Below are 24,874 nucleotides of genomic sequence, written 5' to 3' on the forward strand. Positions count from 1 at the left end.
CAACACCGTTCTCCTGGTGTATTACCATTTACAAAGCCCTTTTTATTAAAACAATAGGGCCTTGCAGTTGGTAATTATGATTCTAAATTAAATTTTTAAGTATTAATTTAGTGTGTATATTCAACTTCTCCGTCTTCAAAAATCCATTTCCATTTCTCCCCATATCCACCTTTGAAGCGAAGATAGGACCCTGCCTGCACATATGGAGCTAAAGCATCAAAAAACACTGCGTCATCCCCGTTGCTTTCTCCTGTAAACTCTACTTTACATATATCTCCATTTAAATTAAATATAGGAGTATATCTGATTTTTTTCATTGCTTCTTCGAGCGTTGTGCTTTCGAGAACTGTTTTTGTATTAACCCAACTAAAATAATAACATTCCTTTCCATCATTATCATAAGTTTTATAAGGCATAATTTCAGGAGTAAATACACTCTTTAAGCCCTCTAACGCGTTTTTAAAATCTTCTTTTTTGATTATAAATTTACAACCTGTCATTTCAATAGGATATCCCATATTTTATTTCTCCTTTTCTTGTTGTGTATGAATCATTGTCTTACATCAGCAAAACCTTATTTAACTCAGTAAACATAAGGATTTTCCGACAATTTTGTAATAAAAAATATTGCTATTTTGTGTTAAGAATATTATGTTTTTTATTTTTGGTTTGATATAAATATTATTCTTTCATTTCAAATACTAATTTATCGTATATCTTTTTCAAATCCTGAAATTTTTCAAGTTGAAATAAGTATTCCTTTTTGCAGTCTAAGATTGTTAGTAGTGCATCCTTTTCAGAGATAACCGTAGCCTCAAAACTCCCGTTTGCTTGATAATACGTGATTTCAACGTATCTGCCATCTTCCAGGCGCGTGATATCCATTATCATATAATACTCATCTTTATCCCAGTTTTTATCCATATCATCGACCAAATCTAGATTCACATCCACAACTCCAATTGGTGGGTTATCAAGCTCGTCATAGACAAATATTTTCTTTGTTTGCTTTTTAGGTGTTTCTATTAAGTTTTCCATTTTGTATCCTCCAAATTATATTTTGTTTTTGATTGTGTAGCTGTTAGGACAGCATCGTTCTTCTTGTGAAATTTTAATTCATCAGCAAAACCTTATTTTATTCAGTAAACATAAGGCTTTGCCGACAGTCTAATAATGAAAAATGTTGCAATTTTGTGTTAAGAATATTATAAGTTTTTAATGGTTGGGTTCTTACAACTCATCTGCAAAAATGTTTTCTTGATATTGTAGACTAATAAGCAAATATAATATCTCTAACTTGTTTCTTCTATCAAAGCTTCTATATAGAGTGTGCTGCTTGTTACATTCTACCAACCATATTGTGTCTGTGTTTGGGCAATTAGTTAAAGATATATATGGATGGCTGCCTGCATCATAATACTCTTTGTATTTAACCGTGTACCCCAACTGACCTAATAATTTTATGAAATCTTCATCAGCTTTTCGGTACATAGAGATGTAACGAATGATATTTTGTATATCCTGACCTTCTTCATATGAATTAATATAAATTTGAGTAATAGGCTTATTGCGAAATGAAGCAAGGTCATAAATATATTTGGTTTCACAATCAGCTTTCACTGTTTCTTCTTTTACTTTTAATATAATTTCGTCAATCAAAAATCTGTAAGTTTTTACTTTCGTTAAATATACTTTCTGAGTGCCCACTTCAAGGAATACTTCGTTTTGAAAGTAATATAATCTGTTTTCTGGAATAAATGAATTGATTTTAAAAGTGAAACCTAGTTTGCTGAGACATTGAGCTAACTCACATATATTAATATCATTTAAATCATCTTCAAATGTTCTTTTGTTATTAATATCTCTTTCCCAAAAAGTTGATATTGTTTCTTCTAGTTGATTGTTTAAGAGTTCCAATGTTTTTTCTTCTGTCATAATTTTTCTCCTTTATGTGATTGCAAATGCAACGGTTAATGGTAAATTGAGTAGCTATAAGTTAACTTAATGTTAAGGTGTAGCTAAATAATATCACAGCTTTGTAATTTTGTAAACAGTAAATACAAATAAATTTAAAATATTTTATTTCTTGACATTTAGACGGCATTACTTTATGCTGAATTTAACATGTAGCTAGAGGAGGGGAATGGTTTGAAATATTTTGCGAAATATGAGAATAAGAATATGTATTTTAGGTCTGGAGAATTAAAAAATGACAGAGATTATTATGAAGATTCAAATGAATTCTTAGAATATAAAGTAGGAGAAAATTTATTAAACTTCTTATATTTAGACTTAGAAAAAGAACTTAATAAAATAATAAATCGTAAAATCAATTTATTTAATTTTGTACTTTTTAAGATGGCTGATATAATCCATCCATATATCTTAATGTTTCCAGATTATTTTTTTGAAATAGAAGAGCAATCGAAGACAGGATATGAGTCTCTGGATTATAAAAGTGATTTGGACGTTGATAAATATACCCATTCAATAATAAAGTTTTATCAAGAGACTTATAAAACTGCGGTTGATTTGACATTTAATATGGAATATGAACAGTTAAAAGATTTAACTCCGTCCCAAAGATATAATATTTTTAAAAAGAGCAATGCACATAATGAGGGTATAATATCTATTTATAACAATATCCCCCCAATGTCTTTATTAAATATAAAAATCTTAAACGAGCTTAAAGATAGTGAGTATAGACAGGAATATTGGTATGAGATTTCAAGTTTAGAACAATTATTGGCGCTCGAATTTCAACAAATGATGGAAGCAAATATAAAATTAAAGAAATGTGGTTTGTGCGAAAAGTTGACCGTAATGGATAGGGTCCATAATAGAGTGCAATACTGTACAAGGCCACTGGAAGAGAATCCCAACCAAACATGCCAATCCTTTATGTCCCAAAAGAAGAATTTAACTAGCATAAAAGAACATCCCATTAAGAAAATATATCAGAAAAAGAGAAAAAGCATCTATTTTGCCTGTTCCCAACACAAGGAAGATGCTGCTACGAAATTAACTCCAGATTTCTATACAAATGTGTGGATTAAGGAAGCAACAAGGATTTATGATGAATATTTAAGTAAATATGAACAAAATCCTTCTGAAAATTTGATAAATGAAATGTTAGAGAAATTAAATAATATCGTTTAATATATAGAGGTGTTAGTCTTCAGGGCTAGCATCTTTTTTTGTTTGTATGGTAAATGCATACCTAAATATTTCTAAAATAGTTGTGAAAACTCCCTAAACATCTAGCTTGTCAGCTTTGTTGAAATTTAAAAATATTGTATACGGGTACTCTATATTAATATACATAATAATATTTTATTTTTTCGAAAAATTTTAAAAACTAGAATTAAAACTAAATCAAAGACTTAAAACCTTAAATTATATATCAAATTTAAACACTATTTAATTAATTAACAGATTATTTGGATAATTATTATAAATATACTTGACAATTATTAAATATTGTAATAATATAAAAAAGAAATATGAATTGTTTAACAATTTAATAAAATACAAAGGAGAATAAAACAATTATCACACAATTAAATTTAGAAAAAATTAACTATAATAAAGATAGTAGCTATAAATATAATATTAAGATAAGAAATGACTGTCTTAATAACATCACTAAAGAGAATATATATAGTGAATCTTTTAGGTGTTGGATATTTTTGAGAAAAACACATCCATATATAAAAGAAGATAATGATTTAGTGATAATAATTAGACCATTAAGAAATGATAGTACTAAATCATGGATGAAAGAGTATATCATAAAAAGCTTTTCAGATGAAGAATATGAATTATATGTACAATTCATTATAAATATATTCAAACAGAAAATTGCATTTAGTTTATATTTTTCAATTTATGGTGTTGATATATCCATATCAGCAATCAAGTCTTCGAATGGAGAGATTAGCAAAGGTTCATCTTTAAGTAAAAGTAATACAGATTGTGTCCAAACGTTGAGTGCTGATATTGATGGACTTGAACCTGAAAGCATAAATGCTATCTATCAAAAATTGCTTGATTTGGATTTAGAAACAATATGTATTTGGTCTGGACATGGAATACAATTTCACATTTTGTTAAACAAACCTTGTATGGACCTGCTGGCATTATCAAAATTCAATGATGCCTTACAACAAAATGGATTCGATGTTGATAAGCAGGTGCGTGACTGTTCGCGTATACTGAGGCTGGGTTTCTTCAATATGAAAGCAAAAATACCTGATAATAATAAATACCAAGATATTATCAAAGTAGAACAGATTGCAAATACAAATAGGAGATATGAAATTTCTGATATCTTTAAAAAACTGGGAGTAGATTATATTCCTGCTAAACGACCATTTGGAACTAAGAGGGTTGATTTGTTAAAAAATCCAAATGCACTGGAGACCTATAAATTTGCATGTGAACATGAAGGATATTCACCATCAAAACCCAAAATTAAAAAAGTTGTGCAAGTAAAGACAGTTGAGCCTGAAGTAATTGCATCAGATAAAAAGCTAATAATATCTCAGATTGAGACGATTAACCTGCAAGAATTATATCCAATGCTTCACATTTCGCAGCTATCAGTTGGATTTAGAAATATGTTATATGGGTTTAGAGAAGGATATGCGGATAATACACTTATGTTTATAGTGGCTAGACTGCATCATTACGGATTTTCGTTAGTTCAAATACAAAAAGTAACTTCTAAACTAGCGATACTTGATACTTTTAATTGGAGTTGGGATGAAGATATGGTTGCTCACAAGACAGAATATTTCTTTAATCTAGGTATTCATAATGTGCCAACAAATACATTTAAAGATTTAGAGGAAGAATTTGGACCATTAAAAAGTCAATTTATTAAGAAAACAAAGGATATGAAGTCTGTTAATATACATATTCCAAGAACGCTGTTTACGTATCAGCCGAATGCAAATGGAAATCAGATTGCAAAGATAAAATCAGCGGCATTCGTATTATATCTCAACTTTTTATTAGATACGTACCAATATTCAATTGAAAATCCAGACCAGTGCAAAATGTATTTAGAACAAGATATTATTGAATTATCAGGCAGAAAGCGGAGTGCAACCAGAGACGCACTCGAAAATCTAACGCCTAAAGCGATAGATAAGGTACAAATTAAATTAGTAAGCAAGAAAAAAGCAGTTTCTAAAAGGGATGGTGCAGCTTATCGCTACTTTGTTAATCCGATTAATAAATATAATGGATATATTGAAATGAATTTTGAGAATTTGAAATATTTGTTAGACCAATGTAAATCGAATCAATTATCAAACAGTGCACTTATGCTTTACTTCTATATGATTTTTAGAATGGGAGAAAATGATACAGAGACAATTGCTCAATTCACAATGGCACTTGCAACTGGCATATCGCAATCACAGATTCAACGTTTGCTTGTAGAATTAGAAGCAAAAAAACTAATTACAATTAGTAAAAATGGATATCGAGAAACTAATAAATATTGCATATTAAATTATAATGATGAAATTGCTCCAATTGTTAGCTGTTCTTTTTGACAAATAAACAAGTACATAAAAAATCGCAAAAAGAAACCCACATCCCAGGGGGATGAAGGCTCTTCTTAGTTTGATTAATCATTGTTCGATTCCATATATATATGTATCAGTTTTATAAATGCTAGGTCTATTAAAACCTTACTTTTAAAATTGCTACAACATTGTAGCACCCTGTATTTTATATTATAGACAAGTAGTCCAATAATTATTCCAAAAATATGAAAGAAAGGAAAAATATTTTTATGAAATCTAAATTTTCTAATATAATGCAAAATCTTCAAATTAATGAAACCTTATTTCTAAAGAACAAAGCATATATTATCATTATCACGAAGTTAACTTCGATTGATTATAAGCTAATATATTATTTTGGTCTAAAAGATAATACCGAAGTCTTTTATCTAGACCGCCATGAATTGAATATCATATTCGGCGGAACAGAGATTTTTGAATATTTCAAAGAAAGCGGTCCTTTAGACATGGAAACGATGTTTCTAATTTCTAATGACCTGCTAAACAATTAATAACAACAATCATTAATCTATCCAGCCATTCGGCTAATAAACACCCTACATAAGAAGTTGCATATAATGCGTAAATAAAGTTATAAAAATTGAATAGTTATCTACAATATAAGGTAGAGATTGATGAGGTTAGAAAAATTTAGTCACACAACTAAACACGTCTCCTACTTATAAAGCATTATGCTTAATCGCATATGTTGAAAAATGAAGAGACCTCCGTCACACCATTACACCTCATTTCTCGCTTTCGCTCAAAAAGAGTGTAATGAGTGTGCTTCGGAAATATAACCAGATAGGAAATTGCTACGCAATTTACCTTCGGCAGCCTATCTATATTTCCGAAGTTCACTCCGGTCTCTTCTACTTACCCGATAATTTATCTATATATTTTATGTGGTTGCTCTCTTCGAGCAACATAAAGCATAAGTGCCAATACAAAAAGATAAGAGCCAATACAAAAAGATAAGTGCCAATACAAAAAGGAGTTGATTAATTTGGCAAAAAAAACATTAAGTCACATATATCCTAAGGATATTAGAGTTTTTTTGGTTTTAGCGAAAACAGGTGCTATGAATAAAGAAACACTTAACAACCTAAATATCTCAAATACTAGAATTCATAACATGGTAAAGGCAAATATTATCAAAGAGGTTTCATATCCAGTTAAGCACGGTACAGGTTTAAAATCTGCATATGAACTTACAAATACAGGAAAGTCATTATGTAAAGATAACGGCATTCATAAATTTATTTCAAATGGGCAATCTACGAGACATAACGAAAGTCTTTCGTCTTATCTTGTAGAAAGTCTAACTAAAGCAGAATTACAGACTTGTTTGTCTGAACGAGAATTAAAAGGTTTCATAGAAGATAAATTAAATGAATACTACGCCCAAGGCGAGTATGAAAGATATGAAAAGCTATTTGATGCAATGTCCAATAATGAATTAAGTATGCCTGATATATTGTATGTGTCAGCGGGTCAGACATTTGCTATAGAATGTATCACAGAAACCTACACTCAGACTCAAATAGACAATAAAATAATGACATGTGAACTTCTAAATATTGAAATCACATTTGTAAAAGCTACATAAAAAGAAAGGGAAAAAATATGATAACAAAACAAAGAAAAGAATCCGTATACATGGACCATATCACTATCATAAATATGATTTTCAAGCTAGGAAATAGCATGATGACAAGGTCTCAAATAAAACAATTATTTTCGCTTATAACAAATGAGAAGCAAATAAATATAGAATTCGAAATTGCAGATTTGATAAACAGTAAATTCCTTCTACAGAAGCAAATATTTGGAACCAAGACACAACTACTTTATTTGAATAAGTACATTTTAGGAAGGCTATTAAATAAACCGTCCCAGAATGTAGCTGCGATGTCGTTTACGAACCTTAAAATATTTGAAAATATATTCAAAACAGAATACATAATAAAAGTAATAATCCCAAATATGATGGAACAGAACCTCAAAATTGATACTGATAATATAGCTACTTACATTCGAGCAATCGGGGGAAATTTTTTTAAAAAACCTAACCAATTATATACTTTTAATTATTATCAGGATTTCGAGTTCATTGCTGGACAAAAATATGCATTAACAGAAGAATTCTATGATGATAAAAAGATATCTCTGTGCGAAGCAGAATTGTTCAAGAAAAATATACTTAAAATGGAAATATCAGAAATTCCATATCTAAATGAGAAGAGTATGAGAGACAGCATTAAAGCTAGTTATTCATCAGATATTGAAAGTAACAAGCAATTTTATAATTTTAATAATTTAATGGCTCAAAGGTTCTATATAGAAGAAATCGAAAATGATTGTATTAAAATTGTGTATTTTGATACTTTAAATAATCTTAAGTTAGAGAAGCTATATAAAAATTTGATATATATTATGCTTATGTTTAAAAAATACTTAAACAACAACATAAACCTAGATATCACAGTTTATATGTGGGATGAATCAAGATGTTCAGAGCTCCTAAAAGCTGAAAAGAGAAGTGTTTTTGATGTAAATACACAGGAAAACAGAGATACAAATAGAAGAGACACTTATTTCGCAAACCTGGGGATTAAGAGGGAATATTGGGATGATATAACTGTACAGTATCAGGTTATGGACATTGCAAAATACAATATTCATATCTAAAAATAGCAACTTCGAAACAATTTTTTGTTTCGGTAACATAAATCACAAAAAGAAATTAGGAGAAAAAATGAAAGATGAATTACAAGAACTTCAGGGAACCCATGGCTTTTATATTAAAATAATAATTATGCTAAATGGGACAGCCTACAAAGAGCAAATTATAAAGATTTCCATGATGATGATGTGCTGTGATAGGGAGTATGCGAAATGTCAGATTAATGAATTAATAAAAGTAGGTCTGTTTGTTGAGGTGGAGAAGGTCGTTGTTTTAGCCGATTATTTTCATTCAAAATATGATATTCAAGCAATAACAACTGCTACATATAATCCAAAAACCAAGGATGCTATAAGGTGTCTATACAATGCAGAACTTTTAATTACAACCATTATTCCGCAAACAGCTGAATCGTTCTATCATGCAGAGCCTCATTATCCTAATCAGGTTTTAAGAATCGAGGACCTGGAAGGCATTAATTTGGGGAATTACATTCAAGTATTGGGAAATAACCTTGTGGATAAATTATATTCTTGGTGTTTCCATGAAGAATATAATATCCAATGTTCCAAGGAATTTAATATTGATTATAATATGGACAAAGAAGATTTGTTAAAATCAGATTCTTATAATTTTTATACACTTGCAGATAGGTATCCTATTATTGTTAATGATGTATATTCCCAACGAGACATGGATATTCAATTAGCGGCATACTATTGTATAACCGATGAAACAGTATTTAAAGAGCTTGAGGATGCTATTGATTTTCTTCACGAAACTTTCTATCTGTATTTCCCAGAACAATATCATTATTTTGTGATTACATTAATTTGCGCAAATGAAACGCTGTTTAATAAATTCATATCATTTAAATATGATAATGTTTATACCTCGATTGGAATTAAAAATATCGAATTGGACCAATATACGAAATAGATAATAGATACAAAATATAGATAAAATATACAATACAGAAACATGCAAAGGCTCTGTTCAGAACCTTTGCATGAAATAATATAAAATAAAATAACACGATATAACATAATATAAAATAAAATAAAATAAAATAACGTAAATTAAAACAATATGAAAGGATTTTACATATGATTGAGAGAAAAAACGAAAAGCCACCTGAACACTTTCCCATCGAATTTTATAGGTCCCATCCATCAACTATGTCAAACAATACCTATGTAATCGGCCTGGATTCGGGAACGATGAATGCAGCTATAGTTGTTGCTCAGGTAATAAAAGAATATCATCCCAAACGTAATTACTATAAAATCGTAGAATTTATATATCCTGAAAAGGAGATGAGAAATTTAACTTCGGATGAAAAATTGTTATTTCTGGCTAATTTGATTTGGGATTTATGCATGAAATATAACGTTTTAGCTATTACCTTTGAGATGTTACCTTTGACGACGGTAGGCCCTAAAAAATTAAAAGGGGTACTTCTAGCTCACTCAATGACAGCCATTACAGAGCTTATTTGTGCCTGTTTGGATATTAAGCACTGTCCAATTCCAGTCACTACGATAAAATACTATGTAACAAAAAATGGTGATGCAAAAAAAGAACAAGTCCAACAATGCGTTGACAAATTGCTTGAATATCAATATAGTGACATAATTCTTGGAAATGACCACATCGCTGATGCTCTTGCAGTTTTGCACACATACATGTGTTTATATTTTCAGAAGGATGTTAAGCAAGAGTGAGGTGAAATGAAGTAGCTTGCCAATCAAAATCTTACTAAAAAAGTGAGCCTGTATACCAAGCAAAATAGAAAAAAATAGCCTACAGAAAAATTCTGTAAGCTATTTCGGGCTTTAAAAAGCCCGTTGTTGTATAGGAATCTTGCTAAAAAATCAGCTTGCCACATCTTGGTTATTGAGTTGTAAGTTGGGTCAGTGTCCAGTTTGCAAGGAGACCTACAAAGGTTTTGAGTTTACCATAGGCTGACTTAGGTATAGGCATATACTGAAAGAAAACTTATATTATTTATTAATAGAATATTTTAATAAGATTATATCCTTTGGGATTAATCTTGATTATGGTTGTAGAAACTTATGTGAGTGATACCAAATGTAAGTGGAGACCTTTAAGTTGGTTTAAATATTATGCCAACAGTATCTAATTCCTATTTATGAAGAAAAATAAAAAATATTTTAAAATATCCTCGTAGTCTTCTGTCTATGGGGATATTTTATTGTAGTGGGAGATTAATGTGTATATAAACAAGAATTGAAAAATATAATAGAATTTAAAATTTGAACTATTTAAAAACAACCTACATAATTATGTAGGTTGTTTTTAGTCTTTGTAAATACTGTTTTTTCTTTTTCCTAGATTCTATAAAATCTAAACACATAAAATCCATTATTGTCAATTCCTCTATATTCAATATAATAAGCATTATTTACTCCAACGGCAGCAACATCAAGGTTCCATTGATAAGTGCTTTTATTTACATAGGCTTCATCAAACCCAGCACCACCTGTATTATCAGTCATCATTTCAGCTGGTACTCCTTGTGCTAGACAATATTCTCTAATTGTCACTTTTCCAGCAGCTCTTAATTTAGCTTCAAGTTTTGCTTGATAATCGGCTACATCAAGTGTCCAAGGTGCTGGTGGAATATATGGTTGTGTAGGTGCTTCGGTAGGCTCTACGTATGGTTCCGTTTCTGGTGGATTAGTAGGTGCTTCCGTAGGTGCTTGTGTTTCAACTGGTGGCGCATTTGTTGGTGCCTGTGTCACTGGTTGAGTAGGTGCATCTGTAGGTGCATTTGTCACTGGTTGTGTTGGTGCATCTGTCACTGGTTGAGTAGGTGCGCTTGTAGGTGCATTTGTTTCAACTGGAGTATTTACAACAACATCAACTGGTTTATTATTTCCTGGTTGAGTAGGTGCTTGTGTAGTAGGTTGTGTTTCAACTTCTGTTACAACCTGTTTTACTGTAACCTTTTCTGCAATTGTTTCGGCAATAGTTCCGTCCTCAGCTTTTTCTATAACTTTAGCTTTTGTAACTATTTCACCTGTTATTGTATCAGTAACTTTTGCTACTGTAACAGATGTGTTTCCATCTACTTTATAGGTAATTTCTCCAGTTGGTGCTACGGTTGTTTCAACCTCACTAGCGTCAAATGTTAATGTTTCACCTGTACTTGTTGTAACTGTTATTTGTTCTGTTACTTTAGTTTCTTTTTCTTTTATAGTTTCAGGCCCGTTTGATTCTTGGGCTATTCCTTCTGCCGTGGTTTTTGAATCAGAGTTGTTTGAACATCCTCCAATAGTTAAGTTAACAAGTATAAAGATTAAAACCATACTTATTGTCTTGCGTAGTTTCATAAGTTTTTTCATAATATCGTCTCCCGGTTTAATGGACACACAGTCTTTTTAGACTGTGCAGCTCTCTTTGAGAGCTGTTAAGCATACTTGTATTAGAACCTTTAAATAGGCTTTTATTCCTTATATTTAATAGAGCATAGTTTTAGTCAAAAGGTTTCATATTTTTTGAAATTTTAATTTAGTAGTAATATTTGGTAAATTATTGTTAAATTATAACGTAGCTGAGCGGTAATAGCAAGGGGAATGTGGTCAATATATAGCTTATATTAGTGTTTGGATTCATTGGTAGCAGATATGTAAAAAGGAGAAGAGGATGTTGAGAAGTATATTGAGAAGTATATTAAAAACTATATTAAGAACTATATAAAAATAGTCTACAGAATTTTCTGTAAGGCTATTTTCAGGCTTTGATAAAGCCTGGCTCTTGTTTCAGAATCTTGCTAAAAAAATAGCTTAACCCTCTAAATACGATAAACTCTAAATACATAATCATTTCCATCTTTACCCATATATTGAAGGTAGTATGCATTTGGTACATCATTTTTTAAAACAGAAAGGCTCCAATTTGCGGTTGATTGAGAGTGTGTATAAATTTCTACATAACCAGCCCCAAAATCATTTGTATATCCATCAGTACTTCCAACTCCATATTGATTTTCGTAATATTCTCTTATTGTAACTTTTCCAGCATCTCTCAAATTAGCATCCATTTGAGCCATATAGCTATCTACATCCAATGTCCAAGGTGCTTGAGTTGGAGCTGGAGTAGGTGCTTCTGTTGGTGTTGGTGGAATATAAGGTTGAGTTTCTGGTGGATTAGTAGGTGCTTCAGTAGGTGCTTGTGTTTCAAATGGTTGTTGTATAACTGGTTGAGTAGGTGGTTGAACAGGAGCACTTGTTGGAGCCATCGTTGGGGTCTGTGTTTCAACTGGAGTATTTATAATAACATCCACTGGTTTATTAGATTGTGTAGGAGTATTAATTACAGGCGTTATGGTAACATTGTTTGAAACTGTAGAAGATGTTGTACCATCTTCATTCTTAGTAGTTACTGTTGCAGTGCCTTCTGTTGATGAAACAACAACAGTTGTGTTATCATCAAGTTTATATGTTGTGTTTCCATTAGAATCGACAGAAGTTTCTACTTCATTTTCATCAAAAGTCACTGTTTTTCCATCACTTGTTGTTACCGTGATTTGCTGTGTTCCGACTGTTGGATTTTCTATATTTTCAGAAACTTGAACTTTCTCATTGCTAGTTGAAGTCTCTTTTGTGGTTTTACCTCCACATCCTACAAAAAGAATACAGGTAAGAAATAAACATAAGATTATGCTTATTTTCTTTTGTGGTTTTATAAGCTGCTTCATAATATTGTACCCCCTGATAAAATTCATACATGTCCGTTGGACTGCACTTTGTATAGTTGGAAAACTATTAATCATATATTACTTCAAAATCTCTAGAATAAGCCTCTCTATATTCTATAAAATCTAAAAACATAGAACCCATTATTATCAATTCCTCTATATTCAATATAATAAGCATTTTGTACTCCAACAGCAGCAACATCAAGGTTCCATTGATAAGTATTTTTACTTACATATGCCTCATCATATCCAGCTCCAGCTGACGGCCCGTCTGTTAAAGTATAATCAGTTCCATATTCAGAAATACAGTATTCTTTAATTGTCACTTTTCCAGCGGCCCTCAATTTAGCTTCAATTTTTGCTTGATAATCAGCTACATCAAGTGTCCAAGGTGCTGGTGGAATATATGGTTGTGTAGGTGCTTCGGTAGGCTCTACGTATGGTTCCGTTTCTGGTGGATTAGTAGGTGCTTCCGTAGGTGACTGTGTTTCAACTGGTGGCGCATTTGTTGGCGCCTGTGTAACTTGTTGTGTTTCAGCTGGAATATTTGTAATAATATCAACAGGTACATTAATTACTGGTTGCGCTGGTACTTGTGTAATAGGTTCTACAACAACTTCAACTTCTTTAGTTTCAGGAGTTACTGTAACATTATTTGAAACTGTAGAAGAGGTTGTGCCATCTTCATTCTTAGTAGTTACAGTTGCAGTGCCTTCTGTTGATGAAACAACAACAGTTGTGTTATCATCAAGTTTATATGTTGTGTTTCCATTAGAATCGACAGAAGTTTCTACTTCATTTTCATCAAAAGTCACTGTTTTTCCATCACTTGTTGTTACCGTGATTTGCTGTGTTCCGACTGTTGGATTTTCTATATTCTTAGAGACTTGAACTTTTTGAGTGCTAGTTGATGTTTCTTCTGTGGTTTTACTTCCACATCCTACGAAAAGTATACAAATAAGAAATAAACATGAAATTATACTTATTTTCTTTTGTGGTCTTACAAGTTGCTTCATAATATTGTACCCCCTGGTAAAATTCATACATGTCCATTGGACTGCGCAGTGTATAACTTGAATACTATTAATCATATATTGTCTTTGCTGTAGTCTCGTTTATAAAAAATAACTTAATTTGAAAAGGTGCTAAGTTTACTATTAATTGCGTTTGAGTTAATTAAACTGTAATTAATTGCGGTGAATGAATTTTGTAAATCATTAAGCATGCTCTGAATTTCAACTTGTGAAGCATTAACTGACTGTGATTTCCCATTACTATACTTCGTTAAATGTAGGTCTGCCGTTGCTTTTGATGTACTTGGATAGAAGGTAAATGCAGGATTAATATCAAATTCAGAAACTAATTCCCCATTTACATATATACGTTTATATGCCGTAGTTACTTGAAGTGTAGTGACTTTATAATCGACGTACCAGTCCTGTAATACTATGAATTCATTATTATCTTTTCCATAACCGATTTTAGTGTAAATTTTTTTATTTGAGGTATCTGAATTGGTTTCTGAATAAGAATCCTCAAATTGCATCACATTTTTGACAGTAGCATTTACATATTTGTAAAACTTAATATGTTCCACATTATTTTTATCTGCTGTTTTTACTAATAATTCAGGAATAGAATCATCATCGAAATCTTTAATATCAAATCCTAGCGGTGTTCCACCTGTGTTGTATAATAAAAAATCTCTGTACGCAGTCTTCCAAGTGGTTTCATTTTGTACAATAGCAGTTGTTGCAGTTTCTGTGATTGCTTGATTTTGCATAACATTATTAACACCTACTTCTTGAGTATTTGGTTTATTAACTGCAAAAGCATATCCAACGATACATATGATAGAAACTCCAATTATTCCAATAGCAATTTTTGCTTTTAATGAAATGCCCAATACTTTTTTAACGATACTTTTAGAAGTCTCACTTGCAATTGTATTTCCAGTGTTTGAAGTTGCGTTAACAGCTGAACTGATACTATCTGGAACAACACATGCCTTTACTTCTTCGTAGAAAAGTAATAGTAATAGTGGAGAAACAGAATACAACTTAGTTCCCTTATTTTTCTCAAGTTTCAGGACGGCTTCTTTGATTTTTGCTTTTGCTCTTGAAAGATTAGTCTTTACGGTATTAAGTGGAAGCTCTAATGCTGTAGCAATTTCTTCTTGCTTTTGTTCATTATAATAATATCCGATAACACATAATTTCTGAATTTCTGTAAGCTCATTATTTATAATATCTCTTAATAATCTTTGTTTTTCTTTATCTTGCATGATTGATTCTGGTATAATATCATCACTGTCTGCAAGCATATCAAAAGTAGTATCATCCTCATGGAGCAATACAATTTTTTTGTTCTTCTTGAGATATGCGAAACATTTTCTATTGGCAATGGTACTAGCCCAGGAATAAAAATCCTTGTTATCAATTAACTGGTGAATGCTTTTACTTATTTCAATATATGTTTCTTGCATCATATCTGAAACCACATCATCAACATCGTTTTGCTTAATCATTACATTATAGATACACTTATATAAAAATCTGTTTGATATGCTATAAATTTGGTTAAAAGCCTCTTTTTTTCCACTTTTATATTCCGCTACGGCAGACTGTAACTCTTCTGGTGTTATCATTTATTCATTCCCCTCAATTCTTTTATACCCAATGTTTTCCATACAGTATAACTTATATTTGCTGAAAGCACAGTACTAATTTAAATATTCTTTATTAGCAGTCTTTTTAGAATAAATAATAAATATAATCGTCCTTAAAATATCGATTGCAAATAAAATTCCACCTAGCATGCACCCAAGAACTATACCTAAACCAAATTGAAGTGCCGCGCCACTAATTCCACCATAATAGAATGTTTCGTTGGTGTATTCATTGTATCCACCTGGTTTCATGATTCCAGCAGCAACTCTCCAAGAATATATTAGACCACCAACCAATAGTCCGATACCTATTAATCCTAGAGTTGCTGAGAAAAAATCAATGTTTTGAGCTACTCCTGTGAAGAGCGAATATAGGACTGCGATAATAAAAATCACAAATGCTGGTATTAATCTTTTTTTTGATACCTCATAATCATATCTTAAAAAATCTCTCATTTCTATCTACCTCTTTTTCTTATTTTTTAGTGCTTATATTTTAATATAATCTTAGAATTTTTTGAAAAAAGAACCTTTGAATCTTTCTTTATAATTTCTACGCCTTTAATAATTACTGTTTGTCCTGTTTTAATAAATACATTATCTTTTAGGGCTTGTATATTTTCTGAAATCACTTGATATTGATTATTTTTCGTTTGAACAACAAATGTACATTGATTATCAAATGCGATGGGTTCTGCAATTACTATTCCTTCGATTCTTGTAGTCTTCAATTTTTCACTTCCTTTCTTGTCATATATCTAATAGAGAGAGTGAAGGTAAAAAAGGTTTCACATATTCAAATTTATTTAATAACTTTCATAAAATCTAATAGCTTGAGTATTATCGCTGATGATTTTAGTGTTGTAAGCTGATATGGATGTATTGACAGAAATAGTTTCTATTTTTTTGCATGCATAGTTTACACTATCTAAAACCTCCTCCACAAGCTGATTGCCTTTACATATTTCGTCATATAACATATATTGATTTCTTCTTATACCTTCCAAATTGCTAATAACTAAATCTAGTCTGTCAATTAGAAGATTCATACGTAATTCACTTTCATAAAGATTATAGGCACCGTTAGGACCTGCTAATTCAGTACATCTACCTGATTCAAAATATTCACAAATTTGTGTAATAGCAGCCATGGTTCTATATTTAGGAAATATAATATTTAAACTATATAGATTTTCTAGCGTTTTCTCCACCTCTAGCGCATGAGGAATTAATTCATCATATTGAGTATTTATGTAATCCAATTTTAATCCGTCAGCTTTAGCACGTTCTTTTTCCACAATAACAGATTTATCATAATTTTCAATCGCAGTTTCATAAGATTTCAAGTCATTGCGATAAGATATATTGATGTATGAAATTTCTAGTTGTATTAATAAGATTATTAATAATATCGTAATTACTATTGAAACAATAAATGCCGATTTAAATACCGAAAAATAAAGTCTTGATACTATATTAATTGGATAAAATATTATACTTAGTGAAATGAATGAAACTATAAAAACTATAAAGATTGTAAAAGCCTTTTCTTTAACATAACTATATCTTAAAGAGGCTTTAATTGGTGGCTTTGGCTTATCAATTTGCTCTTCTTCCCATATACATTTATGAGTTTCATCTGCCATACTACATAAAATCTTTTGGTTCGTATAAATTGTTGCCTCTAAATTCTTTGCATACCCCAAATATTCCTTTGAATTCAGTTCTTTTTCCATCATTTTAATTTCCTCACCTTATTTTTATTTATATTAAATAGAGATTTTATTGAATACATTTAAATGGTTTTAGTCTTGTGTTATTTCGCAGGCTCAAATACTTATATCTAATAGAGAGTTGTCATTTGAAAAAGGTTTCACTATTTTAAAAAAATGTTAAATATATTAGAAATTCATAAAATGGTATATTTTGGTGCTGTTTTCCTTCCTAGAAGTATAACGTACCATCACCCCAAAAACAAGGAAAATATGGGCAATATTTTGCTCATAGCAATATATGACTTATGTTCATTCTTTTGCTCTTAGATTAAAATAGAATTGAATCAATTTAGGAGGAAAAATTAGTGATATCTTATGAACCATTGTGGAAAACAATGAAAAAGAAGGGTGTAACATCGTATAAGTTAATCTATCAATACAAGGTTAGCAGTAATACAATTCGTAGGATGAAGAAGCAAAAAAACGTGACTTTAAACACAATAAACGACCTATGCAATATATTGCAATGTAATGTTTCAGAAGTCATAGAATTTACACCAGATGAAGAGATAGAAGAGAAAGAATAAGAGACTTAGATACCAACAAACGTATCTAAGTCTTATTTTATGCACAAAAAAAGCTCTCACATTATCTCTAATAATAAGAAGCTTTTATCCTTGAAACATTGCCCCCCAAAATGGAAAGCCACCTGATATCCAACAAATCATGCAGGATGATAACAATTAAGTTATCTAATACATTATAGATTCTACTTCGAAATATATTCAACATTTTTGCATTATCTTTAGATTATTTTTAAATTAGAATATGCTTATACATATAGAAGTAAAAACCATTCTCCATCACACATCTATCCTTTTATAAATGCTTTCTCCTGTTTAACATTGACTGTTTCTGAACCATACTTCATTCTTATATGGTCCATATTCATAGATTTTTTACTAAATTTATGGTAGTCATCATAATGAAAATACCATAAAGATTTCTTTGCTGCCCAGTGTAACCCAATATTTTTCAACTCCTTGCGATATTCATAGCAATTAGATACCCAAATCCAGACACCAACAATTTCAATTGTGATTGGATATTTAGACAGTTTTAAAACCATTTCTCTGATATTTTTATCCTTTTCCCAACTGTATGCTTGTTTTTGCTTATCGGTTTCATTTTCAACATTAACTGATTCGTAATGTTTTTCTTTTAAGTCCTTAAACAAAGTATCATATTCAGAATTAATCGCTTGAATATCAGCTAAGTTGCCACCATTGTCGGGATGATGAGTTCTTACCAAGTCTTTATATGTTTTTCTTAAAACATCAATTGTATCTATTTTATCAAACCATTTCATAAATTCAACTCCTTATCATTTGTATTTATTAATATGTACTCCAATACCTTCTGTAATATCCAGGCTATAGCCCGCCTCAATCAAAGTAGTTGTAACAACAGGTGGTGCATCAATTAGAACAAGACCTTTATTGACAATCCCATCTTTTACATAACCGATTGAAAGTTTAATTGGAGCGGTGGATTCTTGTAAGTCTAATAAAATCTTCAATAACTCCTGTGTATCTGTATCATAAATTTTCATAATATATACTCCTTTAAATTATTATTTATATTAAATTTCTCTCTTTAAAACTTAAAAATGAGTCTCCGCCGATTATTATGTGGTCTGCTAAAATAATTCCAACAATTTGGCTTGCATCCATTATTCTTTTAGTGACTTGCAAATCCTGAGAACTTGGGGTCGTATCTCGGGAGGGATGATTGTGGATTAAAATAATATGCGTTGCCCCCGATAGCAGTGCGCGAATTAAAACTTCTCTTGGAGATATCAGACTGCTATTAACATTGCCCTTCGAGATTAAGAAAAAACTAGTTGGCACCAATTTGGTATTGAGTGAAGCCATATAAACAAATTCTTCTGCCATCTCATTTAAATGGAAAACTTCATTCATAACAGTAACGATTCGCGTGGGCATATTAAAACTTGTATCTACACAATAGTTCATAGAATTTTCTTTGAATAATATTGGATGTGAAAATTCATTTAATCGTGCTTCAAAAATATTTATTCTCATATAAATTTTCTCCTTTCAAATTTAAAAAGGGAGCAAAGATAAATCTCCACCCCCTAAAAACAAAAACTACAAATATAGTTAAATAGCTAATTGCTCAGCATATTTTTGTACAATTAAGTCTTGCTCAGATTCTGAATCTTCTGAATCAAGTGTAATGTCTTGTAATTCAGATTCATCAATATCTGCACCAGTTGTTTCAATTTCATCAACATCAACATCTTCCGATTCATCTATTACAATTGATGCTTCATCTAAAAGAGCAGCTTCAATATCCTCTGGAATTTCTTCCAATTCAATTTCTTCTAACGCATCAGAGTCAGATTCTTCTGATATCAGTATTTCCCAATATTCTTCTGGAATTTCTAACTCAAAATACTTGCAAAATGATTGCATCATAATACGAAGCCTGCCATTCACTTTTTCTAGCTTGGTACTTCCAGAACTACAGAAAGTTTTATATACGGCTTGCAATTCATCGTTATCGATAAAAAATTCAAACCATTTGCGTGTATACATTGGTTTTATATCGTGGTCCATCGCAAAATCCGCAATAAACAAAATAATAGGTATTGAAATCTTTCTTAAGGACTTGTTCCTATCAGGGAAAGCATCACCCAAATATTCAATCGCACTTAGCAAAATATTTTGTTGCTTATTGCTATAATTGTTTTTGACTGATTCAGAAAAATTCATAATAGAAGTCTCTGAAAAATCAACTAACTTAAATTCTGCGTACTCTTTGCTCAGTAACATCATCGCTTGAATAATCGCTTTCTGGTCGTCGTTGGACTTCCGTTGTGACGCACTGAAATTTACAGATTCATTTATAAATTTGCTTTTTAATAACCCATTCATAAAAGCAGCCATATCAGTTCCCATTTTTGCTTTTGAAATTTGAGATTTACTTAAAGGTGTTGAATTGTTTAATCGTAAAAAAATTTGTTCGACCATATCGTTTGAGGTATCTTCGAAGCTGAAAATTTCAAACTTAAACCGCATAAGCTCATATTTTACAGGCTCTTCCAAATCAGAGAACCATAGTCCTCCAATTTCATATTCAACGCCATCTATTTCGACAGCTGAAAGATTATCAGATAATGCATATTCTCCATCTAAAAATGAAATTACATTTGTGAGCCGTTGCTTGCCATCCAAAACTGAAAAATTGTAGATTGGCTTATTCTTTTCATCAATTTTGTCGCTATTTTCTCTCAAAACATAGATATTCCCGATTGGAAAACTCGCTAAAATACTATGTATTAATAACGATTTTTGTTCTAAATCCCACTGATTTGATTGGCGTTGGATTGGATGGTCAAACGCAAGAGTTGATTTCTCGTGGAACATGAGTTGTATTTGCTTCACATTCCATGTTAATTTTGTTTTTATCATAATTTTTCTCCTTTTAATTAGAAAGGAACCAGCATAGAAAATATAATTTTCTATACCAATTCCTTAAGCCATTAGTTATTTGATTAGTTGCCTTATACACATTTAGTTGTCAGATGGTTCTTTCTTTCCACAAAATTCAAGCTCCTGTACACAAAAATCTACAGTGTAGTGCTTCGTGCCATCCTTTTCATAAGTGCCTGTCTGAATTTTACCAAAAAGTAAAATCTCTTGACCTTTTATGCAGTGTGCTTCGATTATCTCAGCAGTTTTTCCGATTGCAATACATGGGACATAATCCACATGATATTTGTCATTATCTTTTCTGCCTCTATCCTCAACCGCAATTGAAAATCTTGCAAAACAAACTGGCTCTATTCCTTCTGAATAACTAACCTCAGGATTCTTCACGAATCTTCCCTTTAAAATTGATTTATTCAAATCATATTCTCCTTCCATAATTAAAAGCAGAAATAAGTTCAATTAAGAAACTTACCCTGTTTATCGCTATATAACCATTCAAATTTTGATTACAGACTTAATTCATCTTTTGCTCTGTCGTAGTAATAGGTGTGATTGGATAAAATCTTTTCAGCTTCCACCGTTAAATTCACTTCACTTACCATGATGTCTAGTTCTTCTCTATTCATGTTAGGTCCAGCTTTTACTAAGATGACCTCATCACATGAAGAAGGCAAAACATACAAATCGCAATCTAATTTGGCAGCAAATTTTGACAATACCTCAGGATATAAAATTGAAGATGAACCATTAATTTTAGAAATGTTAGATAAGATATACATCCCTGTTGCATTTGTATCTGAAACAGTTGCAAGAATATCCTCAACGTCTAAATCATTTTTATCATCTGACGATTCTAATAATTCCATCAATACATCTTCCATGGATGAGAGTGTAAATCTCAACAACTTCGGCGTGTTAATTTTCGCTAACTCCAATAATTCATTGGTAGTAACAGCCCACATTTTCATATGCGCGTTATGTATTGTTACACAAGCAGTACCATCTTCGTTAGCTTCAAATAAGTAATAGAAGATAATGGCCAAATCTAAATACAATATATGGGGAACATCTTCCAGTAGCTTCTGATTCATATCGGCGTTTATAATTTTATAAACAACTTTTGATTTAATCTTATTAAAATCTAGAAAATGCTCAACATCCAAAATGTTTGGGGTGCTGTGTTTTTGATAACATTGACAAATATTGTCTACAATGGTTTTCATTTTTAGTCCATCCTCAAAAGATTGAAAATGAGATTCTAGGTAGATGGTGGGTGAGACCTTTGCTGAATCGCTTAAAATACTGAGACCATATAATACAATCCCGTTATTCTTAATTACCTCTTGAATTTTAACTTTGTAAGTGCAGTCAAATCTTTGTTGAATCATTTTTTGAATCGTTTCTTTGAATTCTACATAACCTGTCATAATTTTCTCTCCTTGCCTCATGGGCTCCTGTTTATTTGTTTTTTTGTTTTTGTTTTATCCTGCTATTTGCTCTACAAACTAATTCCTGCTAATTTGCGTTCGCTAATATACTCTATGCAAAAGGGAAAAAATTATAATATAATTTGTCATATTATACGGAATTATTTGATTTGTCATAGAATCAATATTGCTTTATAGTTCTGATTAATATAGAATAAACAAGTTCTACTCCCCAGTAGGATGATATACATGAGCCACTACTCCCCCCCTTAATTTGTAGTGGCTCATTTTTTGTGTATAAGGAGGTATGTTTTTAATTTCGTGTAATATGTGATTACCAATATTTGTATTAATTTAACTTGAAATAACCATATAAAAGTTATAAACTAGGTTCATACAAGATGTTGGGGAATATGTTGTGATGGGGACTGTTAAAATCAGTAAATTTTAATATAGACATTTTATTAGCTATGGATTCCCAAACGAGTCTGTGGCTATTTTTTTGAGAATAGGAATTATTAACTATATGTATTTTGGCGAAGAAGGGACGAAAGATGTTTACGCAGGAACAGTTGGAAAATATGGTTATTGCTGGGTTATGGCAGCTAGTAAAAGATTGGATGATTATTTTGAAGCCAATGTTACCAGGTATAATAGCGTTTTTATTAATTGGATTAATAGGATTTATTATAGAAAAGGGATTTTTGAGTTTCATTTATCAGTATCTTATTCTTATAGGAAATTCGAAGAAAACTGCTAAAAAGAAAGTCTCAAAAGCAAAGAATATTATTGATTCCGTTAAAATTGAAAATGATATTCACAATACATTCAAATAAGTATTATGCAGTTATTTTACGGGTTTTATTATTAAAAACTATAGGAAGAAGACCAATGAATGATTTTTTATGTCATTAACATTTGGATAGGTGAAATATGGAAGAAAAAGTGGAGTTTGAAAAAACAGTAAGTTCAATTGAGGAATATCTGTCAGAGGTTTTTAATGCAGCTAGTAATCTGAAGAATAATGCAATAAAAAATGAGGTCATATTTTTTCGTGGTAATTCTAATAAAGATTTTGAAATAATACCATCAATAGCAAGAGACAGAAAATTTTCTTGTGATATATCAATATTAAATGAAGAACGAAATTTAATTGAGACGGCAAAATATCGTTTGCCAAAGATATTTCATAATGATTTGTATCCAATTGACTTACTTGCATTATTACAACATTATGGAATTCCTACAAGACTTTTAGATATTACATCAAATCCACTGGTTGCACTATATTTCGCATGCCAAGATTTATCGATAGATGGAGAGGTTATTGTCTTTGTAGATAATCAGAGCGATATCGCAAACTATCCTATAATAAATGCTATTGCTGACTCATATAAGTTTGCGTTTACAACTAGTGAGGACTTGTCAATGTTTTATAGTAAAATCTTGATACAACCATATTTTATAGAGCAAAAATACTCTTTAGAATTTTGTGGGGACGAAAAACAAGGAGGACGTTGGATTCAAGAATGTTGTGAAAAACCAATGTTTGTTCATGCACAAGAGAATAGTACACGACAAAAATTGCAACAAGGAAAATATATACTTTTCCCTAATCATATAGTTGAGGGAAATGGTGGACCTTATTTTGAAAAAGTAATACATCCAATACCTAAAGAAGAAAAGTATATAAAGAAACGTATTCTAATTCCTGATGGTGCTAAGAAGGAAATCTTAAATAAATTGGAAGTTTTAGGAATATCTGAAAGCACTCTGTTTGCTGATAATATTGATACTGTATGCAGAACAATAGCAGAGGATGCTAAAAAGAGAACACTTAATTAATAAAAAGAGAAAAAGAGAACTTGGTGACCTGATATACTTAACAATTACACGAAGGAGAAAACCATGAATCATGCTGAATGGAGAGATAGAATAATTCATAGAAACGACATATCATCAAGAATTACACACTTAACGAATGGTGATACCGTAGATGATGCTTTTGAAACTTTGATGAAAATATTAGAAGAAAAAAAGTTAGTAGGAGGACGTGGATATATAAGCGGAAATACTTCTGCTGTATGCCTTCAAGAAGCTCCATTAAGTTCAATAGGTGAAAATTTAATATTTGAAAAAGCATTAAGAAAGGATAATAACTCTAATAAATTTAGATATAGAGCTTTTGGATTAAGATTTCCCAAACCATATATTTATAAAAAGGGTGGGCGACCTGTAATCTATGAAAATTCTAAACAATTAAAAGATATAATGCCTCAGAGCGAATTTTGGAGAATAGTAGATTTTCAACTTTCTGATATGGATAATTATGTTGATTGGAGTCATGAACGAGAATGGAGAGTCAGAAATGAACTTACATTTGAATATGGGGATACAGAAATCATTGTTCCATCAAAAACTTATTATAGAAGATTCATTGAATATTGTGAAATAAATGATAGGATGGATATTTTAAAAGGAGTAAATGGAATTATTACATTAGATAGTGTCTTTTATTGATTTCATACGAAAAGGTTGCAATAATTTAATGTTTAACG

Annotated in this window: 27 protein-coding genes; 11 read left to right on the plus strand and 16 right to left on the minus strand. The window is 30.9% G+C overall.

Annotated features, from left to right (window positions below):
• Positions 1 to 107: 107 nt before the first annotated feature.
• From BMY18_RS12600 to BMY18_RS12610, 3 genes are all read right to left on the minus strand, one after another.
• On the minus strand, positions 108 to 518 hold the full coding sequence (locus tag BMY18_RS12600) for a hypothetical protein (RefSeq protein WP_092454555.1): 411 nt from the start codon (positions 516 to 518) through the stop codon (positions 108 to 110).
• 163 nt (positions 519 to 681) lie between these two features.
• On the minus strand, positions 682 to 1,038 hold the full coding sequence (locus BMY18_RS12605) for a hypothetical protein (protein ID WP_092454557.1): 357 nt from the start codon (positions 1,036 to 1,038) through the stop codon (positions 682 to 684).
• A 192-nt stretch (positions 1,039 to 1,230) separates the two neighbouring features.
• Positions 1,231 to 1,935, minus strand: a complete 705-nt coding sequence (locus BMY18_RS12610; RefSeq protein ID WP_092454558.1) for a hypothetical protein — start codon at positions 1,933 to 1,935, stop codon at positions 1,231 to 1,233.
• A gap of 213 nt (positions 1,936 to 2,148) precedes the next feature.
• Between BMY18_RS12610 and BMY18_RS12615 the strand changes: the two genes are divergently transcribed.
• The 7 genes from BMY18_RS12615 (at position 2,149) to BMY18_RS12645 (ending at position 9,989) form a co-directional block, all read left to right on the plus strand.
• Positions 2,149 to 3,162 (plus strand): DUF6076 domain-containing protein, encoded by a 1,014-nt coding sequence (locus BMY18_RS12615; RefSeq protein ID WP_092454560.1) that lies wholly within the window; start codon positions 2,149 to 2,151, stop codon positions 3,160 to 3,162.
• A gap of 530 nt (positions 3,163 to 3,692) precedes the next feature.
• Positions 3,693 to 5,567, plus strand: coding sequence for a hypothetical protein (locus BMY18_RS12620; protein ID WP_092454562.1), 1,875 nt, complete (start codon positions 3,693 to 3,695; stop codon positions 5,565 to 5,567).
• 242 nt (positions 5,568 to 5,809) lie between these two features.
• Positions 5,810 to 6,091 (plus strand): hypothetical protein, encoded by a 282-nt coding sequence (locus tag BMY18_RS12625; protein WP_092454564.1) that lies wholly within the window; start codon positions 5,810 to 5,812, stop codon positions 6,089 to 6,091.
• A gap of 494 nt (positions 6,092 to 6,585) precedes the next feature.
• Entirely contained in the window at positions 6,586 to 7,188 is a 603-nt protein-coding gene (locus BMY18_RS12630; RefSeq protein ID WP_092454566.1) for a hypothetical protein, read from the plus strand.
• A 17-nt stretch (positions 7,189 to 7,205) separates the two neighbouring features.
• The gene (locus BMY18_RS12635) at positions 7,206 to 8,270 is read left to right on the plus strand and encodes a hypothetical protein (protein WP_092454567.1); all 1,065 of its coding nucleotides are present in this window, start codon (positions 7,206 to 7,208) and stop codon (positions 8,268 to 8,270) included.
• Between the two features lie 67 nt (positions 8,271 to 8,337).
• Positions 8,338 to 9,204 carry a hypothetical protein gene (locus BMY18_RS12640; RefSeq protein ID WP_092454569.1) on the plus strand — a complete coding sequence of 289 codons (867 nt, stop codon included), beginning with the start codon at positions 8,338 to 8,340 and terminating at the stop codon, positions 9,202 to 9,204.
• A gap of 167 nt (positions 9,205 to 9,371) precedes the next feature.
• A complete protein-coding gene (locus tag BMY18_RS12645) occupies positions 9,372 to 9,989 on the plus strand; it encodes a crossover junction endodeoxyribonuclease RuvC (RefSeq protein ID WP_092454571.1) in 618 nt (205 codons plus the stop codon).
• A gap of 627 nt (positions 9,990 to 10,616) precedes the next feature.
• Here BMY18_RS12645 and BMY18_RS12650 read toward each other — a convergent pair.
• The 7 genes from BMY18_RS12650 to BMY18_RS12680 all read right to left on the minus strand — a co-directional run bounded on the left by BMY18_RS12650 (position 10,617) and on the right by BMY18_RS12680 (position 17,395).
• Positions 10,617 to 11,633 (minus strand): hypothetical protein, encoded by a 1,017-nt coding sequence (locus BMY18_RS12650; protein ID WP_092454574.1) that lies wholly within the window; start codon positions 11,631 to 11,633, stop codon positions 10,617 to 10,619.
• Positions 11,634 to 12,082: 449 nt separating this feature from the next.
• Entirely contained in the window at positions 12,083 to 12,988 is a 906-nt protein-coding gene (locus BMY18_RS12655; protein WP_092454576.1) for a hypothetical protein, read from the minus strand.
• A gap of 107 nt (positions 12,989 to 13,095) precedes the next feature.
• Entirely contained in the window at positions 13,096 to 14,004 is a 909-nt protein-coding gene (locus tag BMY18_RS12660) for a hypothetical protein (protein ID WP_092454578.1), read from the minus strand.
• Positions 14,005 to 14,117: 113 nt separating this feature from the next.
• Positions 14,118 to 15,635, minus strand: coding sequence for an RNA polymerase sigma factor (locus BMY18_RS12665; RefSeq protein WP_092454580.1), 1,518 nt, complete (start codon positions 15,633 to 15,635; stop codon positions 14,118 to 14,120).
• 75 nt (positions 15,636 to 15,710) lie between these two features.
• Positions 15,711 to 16,112, minus strand: coding sequence for a hypothetical protein (locus BMY18_RS12670; protein WP_092454582.1), 402 nt, complete (start codon positions 16,110 to 16,112; stop codon positions 15,711 to 15,713).
• A gap of 26 nt (positions 16,113 to 16,138) precedes the next feature.
• A complete protein-coding gene (locus BMY18_RS12675) occupies positions 16,139 to 16,387 on the minus strand; it encodes a hypothetical protein (RefSeq protein WP_092454584.1) in 249 nt (82 codons plus the stop codon).
• A gap of 75 nt (positions 16,388 to 16,462) precedes the next feature.
• Positions 16,463 to 17,395: a hypothetical protein gene (locus BMY18_RS12680; RefSeq protein WP_092454586.1), complete on the minus strand. Its 933-nt coding sequence runs from the start codon at positions 17,393 to 17,395 to the stop codon at positions 16,463 to 16,465.
• Between the two features lie 341 nt (positions 17,396 to 17,736).
• Here BMY18_RS12680 and BMY18_RS12685 point away from each other — a divergent pair, with 341 nt between their 5' ends.
• Positions 17,737 to 17,958: a helix-turn-helix domain-containing protein gene (locus tag BMY18_RS12685; protein WP_092454588.1), complete on the plus strand. Its 222-nt coding sequence runs from the start codon at positions 17,737 to 17,739 to the stop codon at positions 17,956 to 17,958.
• 284 nt (positions 17,959 to 18,242) lie between these two features.
• Here BMY18_RS12685 and BMY18_RS12690 read toward each other — a convergent pair whose 3' ends face one another.
• The 6 genes from BMY18_RS12690 to BMY18_RS12715 form a co-directional block, all read right to left on the minus strand.
• Complete coding sequence (locus tag BMY18_RS12690; RefSeq protein WP_092454590.1) at positions 18,243 to 18,740, minus strand: hypothetical protein; 498 nt, start codon at positions 18,738 to 18,740, stop codon at positions 18,243 to 18,245.
• 15 nt (positions 18,741 to 18,755) lie between these two features.
• Positions 18,756 to 18,983 (minus strand): hypothetical protein, encoded by a 228-nt coding sequence (locus tag BMY18_RS12695; RefSeq protein WP_092454592.1) that lies wholly within the window; start codon positions 18,981 to 18,983, stop codon positions 18,756 to 18,758.
• Positions 18,984 to 19,008: 25 nt separating this feature from the next.
• Positions 19,009 to 19,476 (minus strand): JAB domain-containing protein, encoded by a 468-nt coding sequence (locus BMY18_RS12700; RefSeq protein WP_092454594.1) that lies wholly within the window; start codon positions 19,474 to 19,476, stop codon positions 19,009 to 19,011.
• Between the two features lie 78 nt (positions 19,477 to 19,554).
• On the minus strand, positions 19,555 to 20,868 hold the full coding sequence (locus BMY18_RS12705; protein WP_092454596.1) for a DUF262 domain-containing protein: 1,314 nt from the start codon (positions 20,866 to 20,868) through the stop codon (positions 19,555 to 19,557).
• A 102-nt stretch (positions 20,869 to 20,970) separates the two neighbouring features.
• Positions 20,971 to 21,306 carry a single-stranded DNA-binding protein gene (locus tag BMY18_RS12710; protein WP_170841396.1) on the minus strand — a complete coding sequence of 112 codons (336 nt, stop codon included), beginning with the start codon at positions 21,304 to 21,306 and terminating at the stop codon, positions 20,971 to 20,973.
• An 89-nt stretch (positions 21,307 to 21,395) separates the two neighbouring features.
• On the minus strand, positions 21,396 to 22,316 hold the full coding sequence (locus BMY18_RS12715; RefSeq protein WP_092454599.1) for a DUF5688 family protein: 921 nt from the start codon (positions 22,314 to 22,316) through the stop codon (positions 21,396 to 21,398).
• A 554-nt stretch (positions 22,317 to 22,870) separates the two neighbouring features.
• On the opposite strand from BMY18_RS12715, the gene BMY18_RS12720 reads away from it, so the two are divergent.
• The 3 genes from BMY18_RS12720 to BMY18_RS12730 all read left to right on the plus strand — a co-directional run bounded on the left by BMY18_RS12720 (position 22,871) and on the right by BMY18_RS12730 (position 24,836).
• Entirely contained in the window at positions 22,871 to 23,152 is a 282-nt protein-coding gene (locus tag BMY18_RS12720) for a hypothetical protein (RefSeq protein ID WP_092454601.1), read from the plus strand.
• Between the two features lie 97 nt (positions 23,153 to 23,249).
• Positions 23,250 to 24,161, plus strand: a complete 912-nt coding sequence (locus tag BMY18_RS12725) for an FRG domain-containing protein (protein WP_092454603.1) — start codon at positions 23,250 to 23,252, stop codon at positions 24,159 to 24,161.
• A 63-nt stretch (positions 24,162 to 24,224) separates the two neighbouring features.
• Complete coding sequence (locus BMY18_RS12730; RefSeq protein WP_092454605.1) at positions 24,225 to 24,836, plus strand: hypothetical protein; 612 nt, start codon at positions 24,225 to 24,227, stop codon at positions 24,834 to 24,836.
• Positions 24,837 to 24,874 lie beyond the last annotated feature (38 nt).

The organism is [Clostridium] fimetarium, assembly GCF_900111235.1.
GTDB lineage: Bacteria > Bacillota > Clostridia > Lachnospirales > Lachnospiraceae > Clostridium_N > Clostridium_N fimetarium.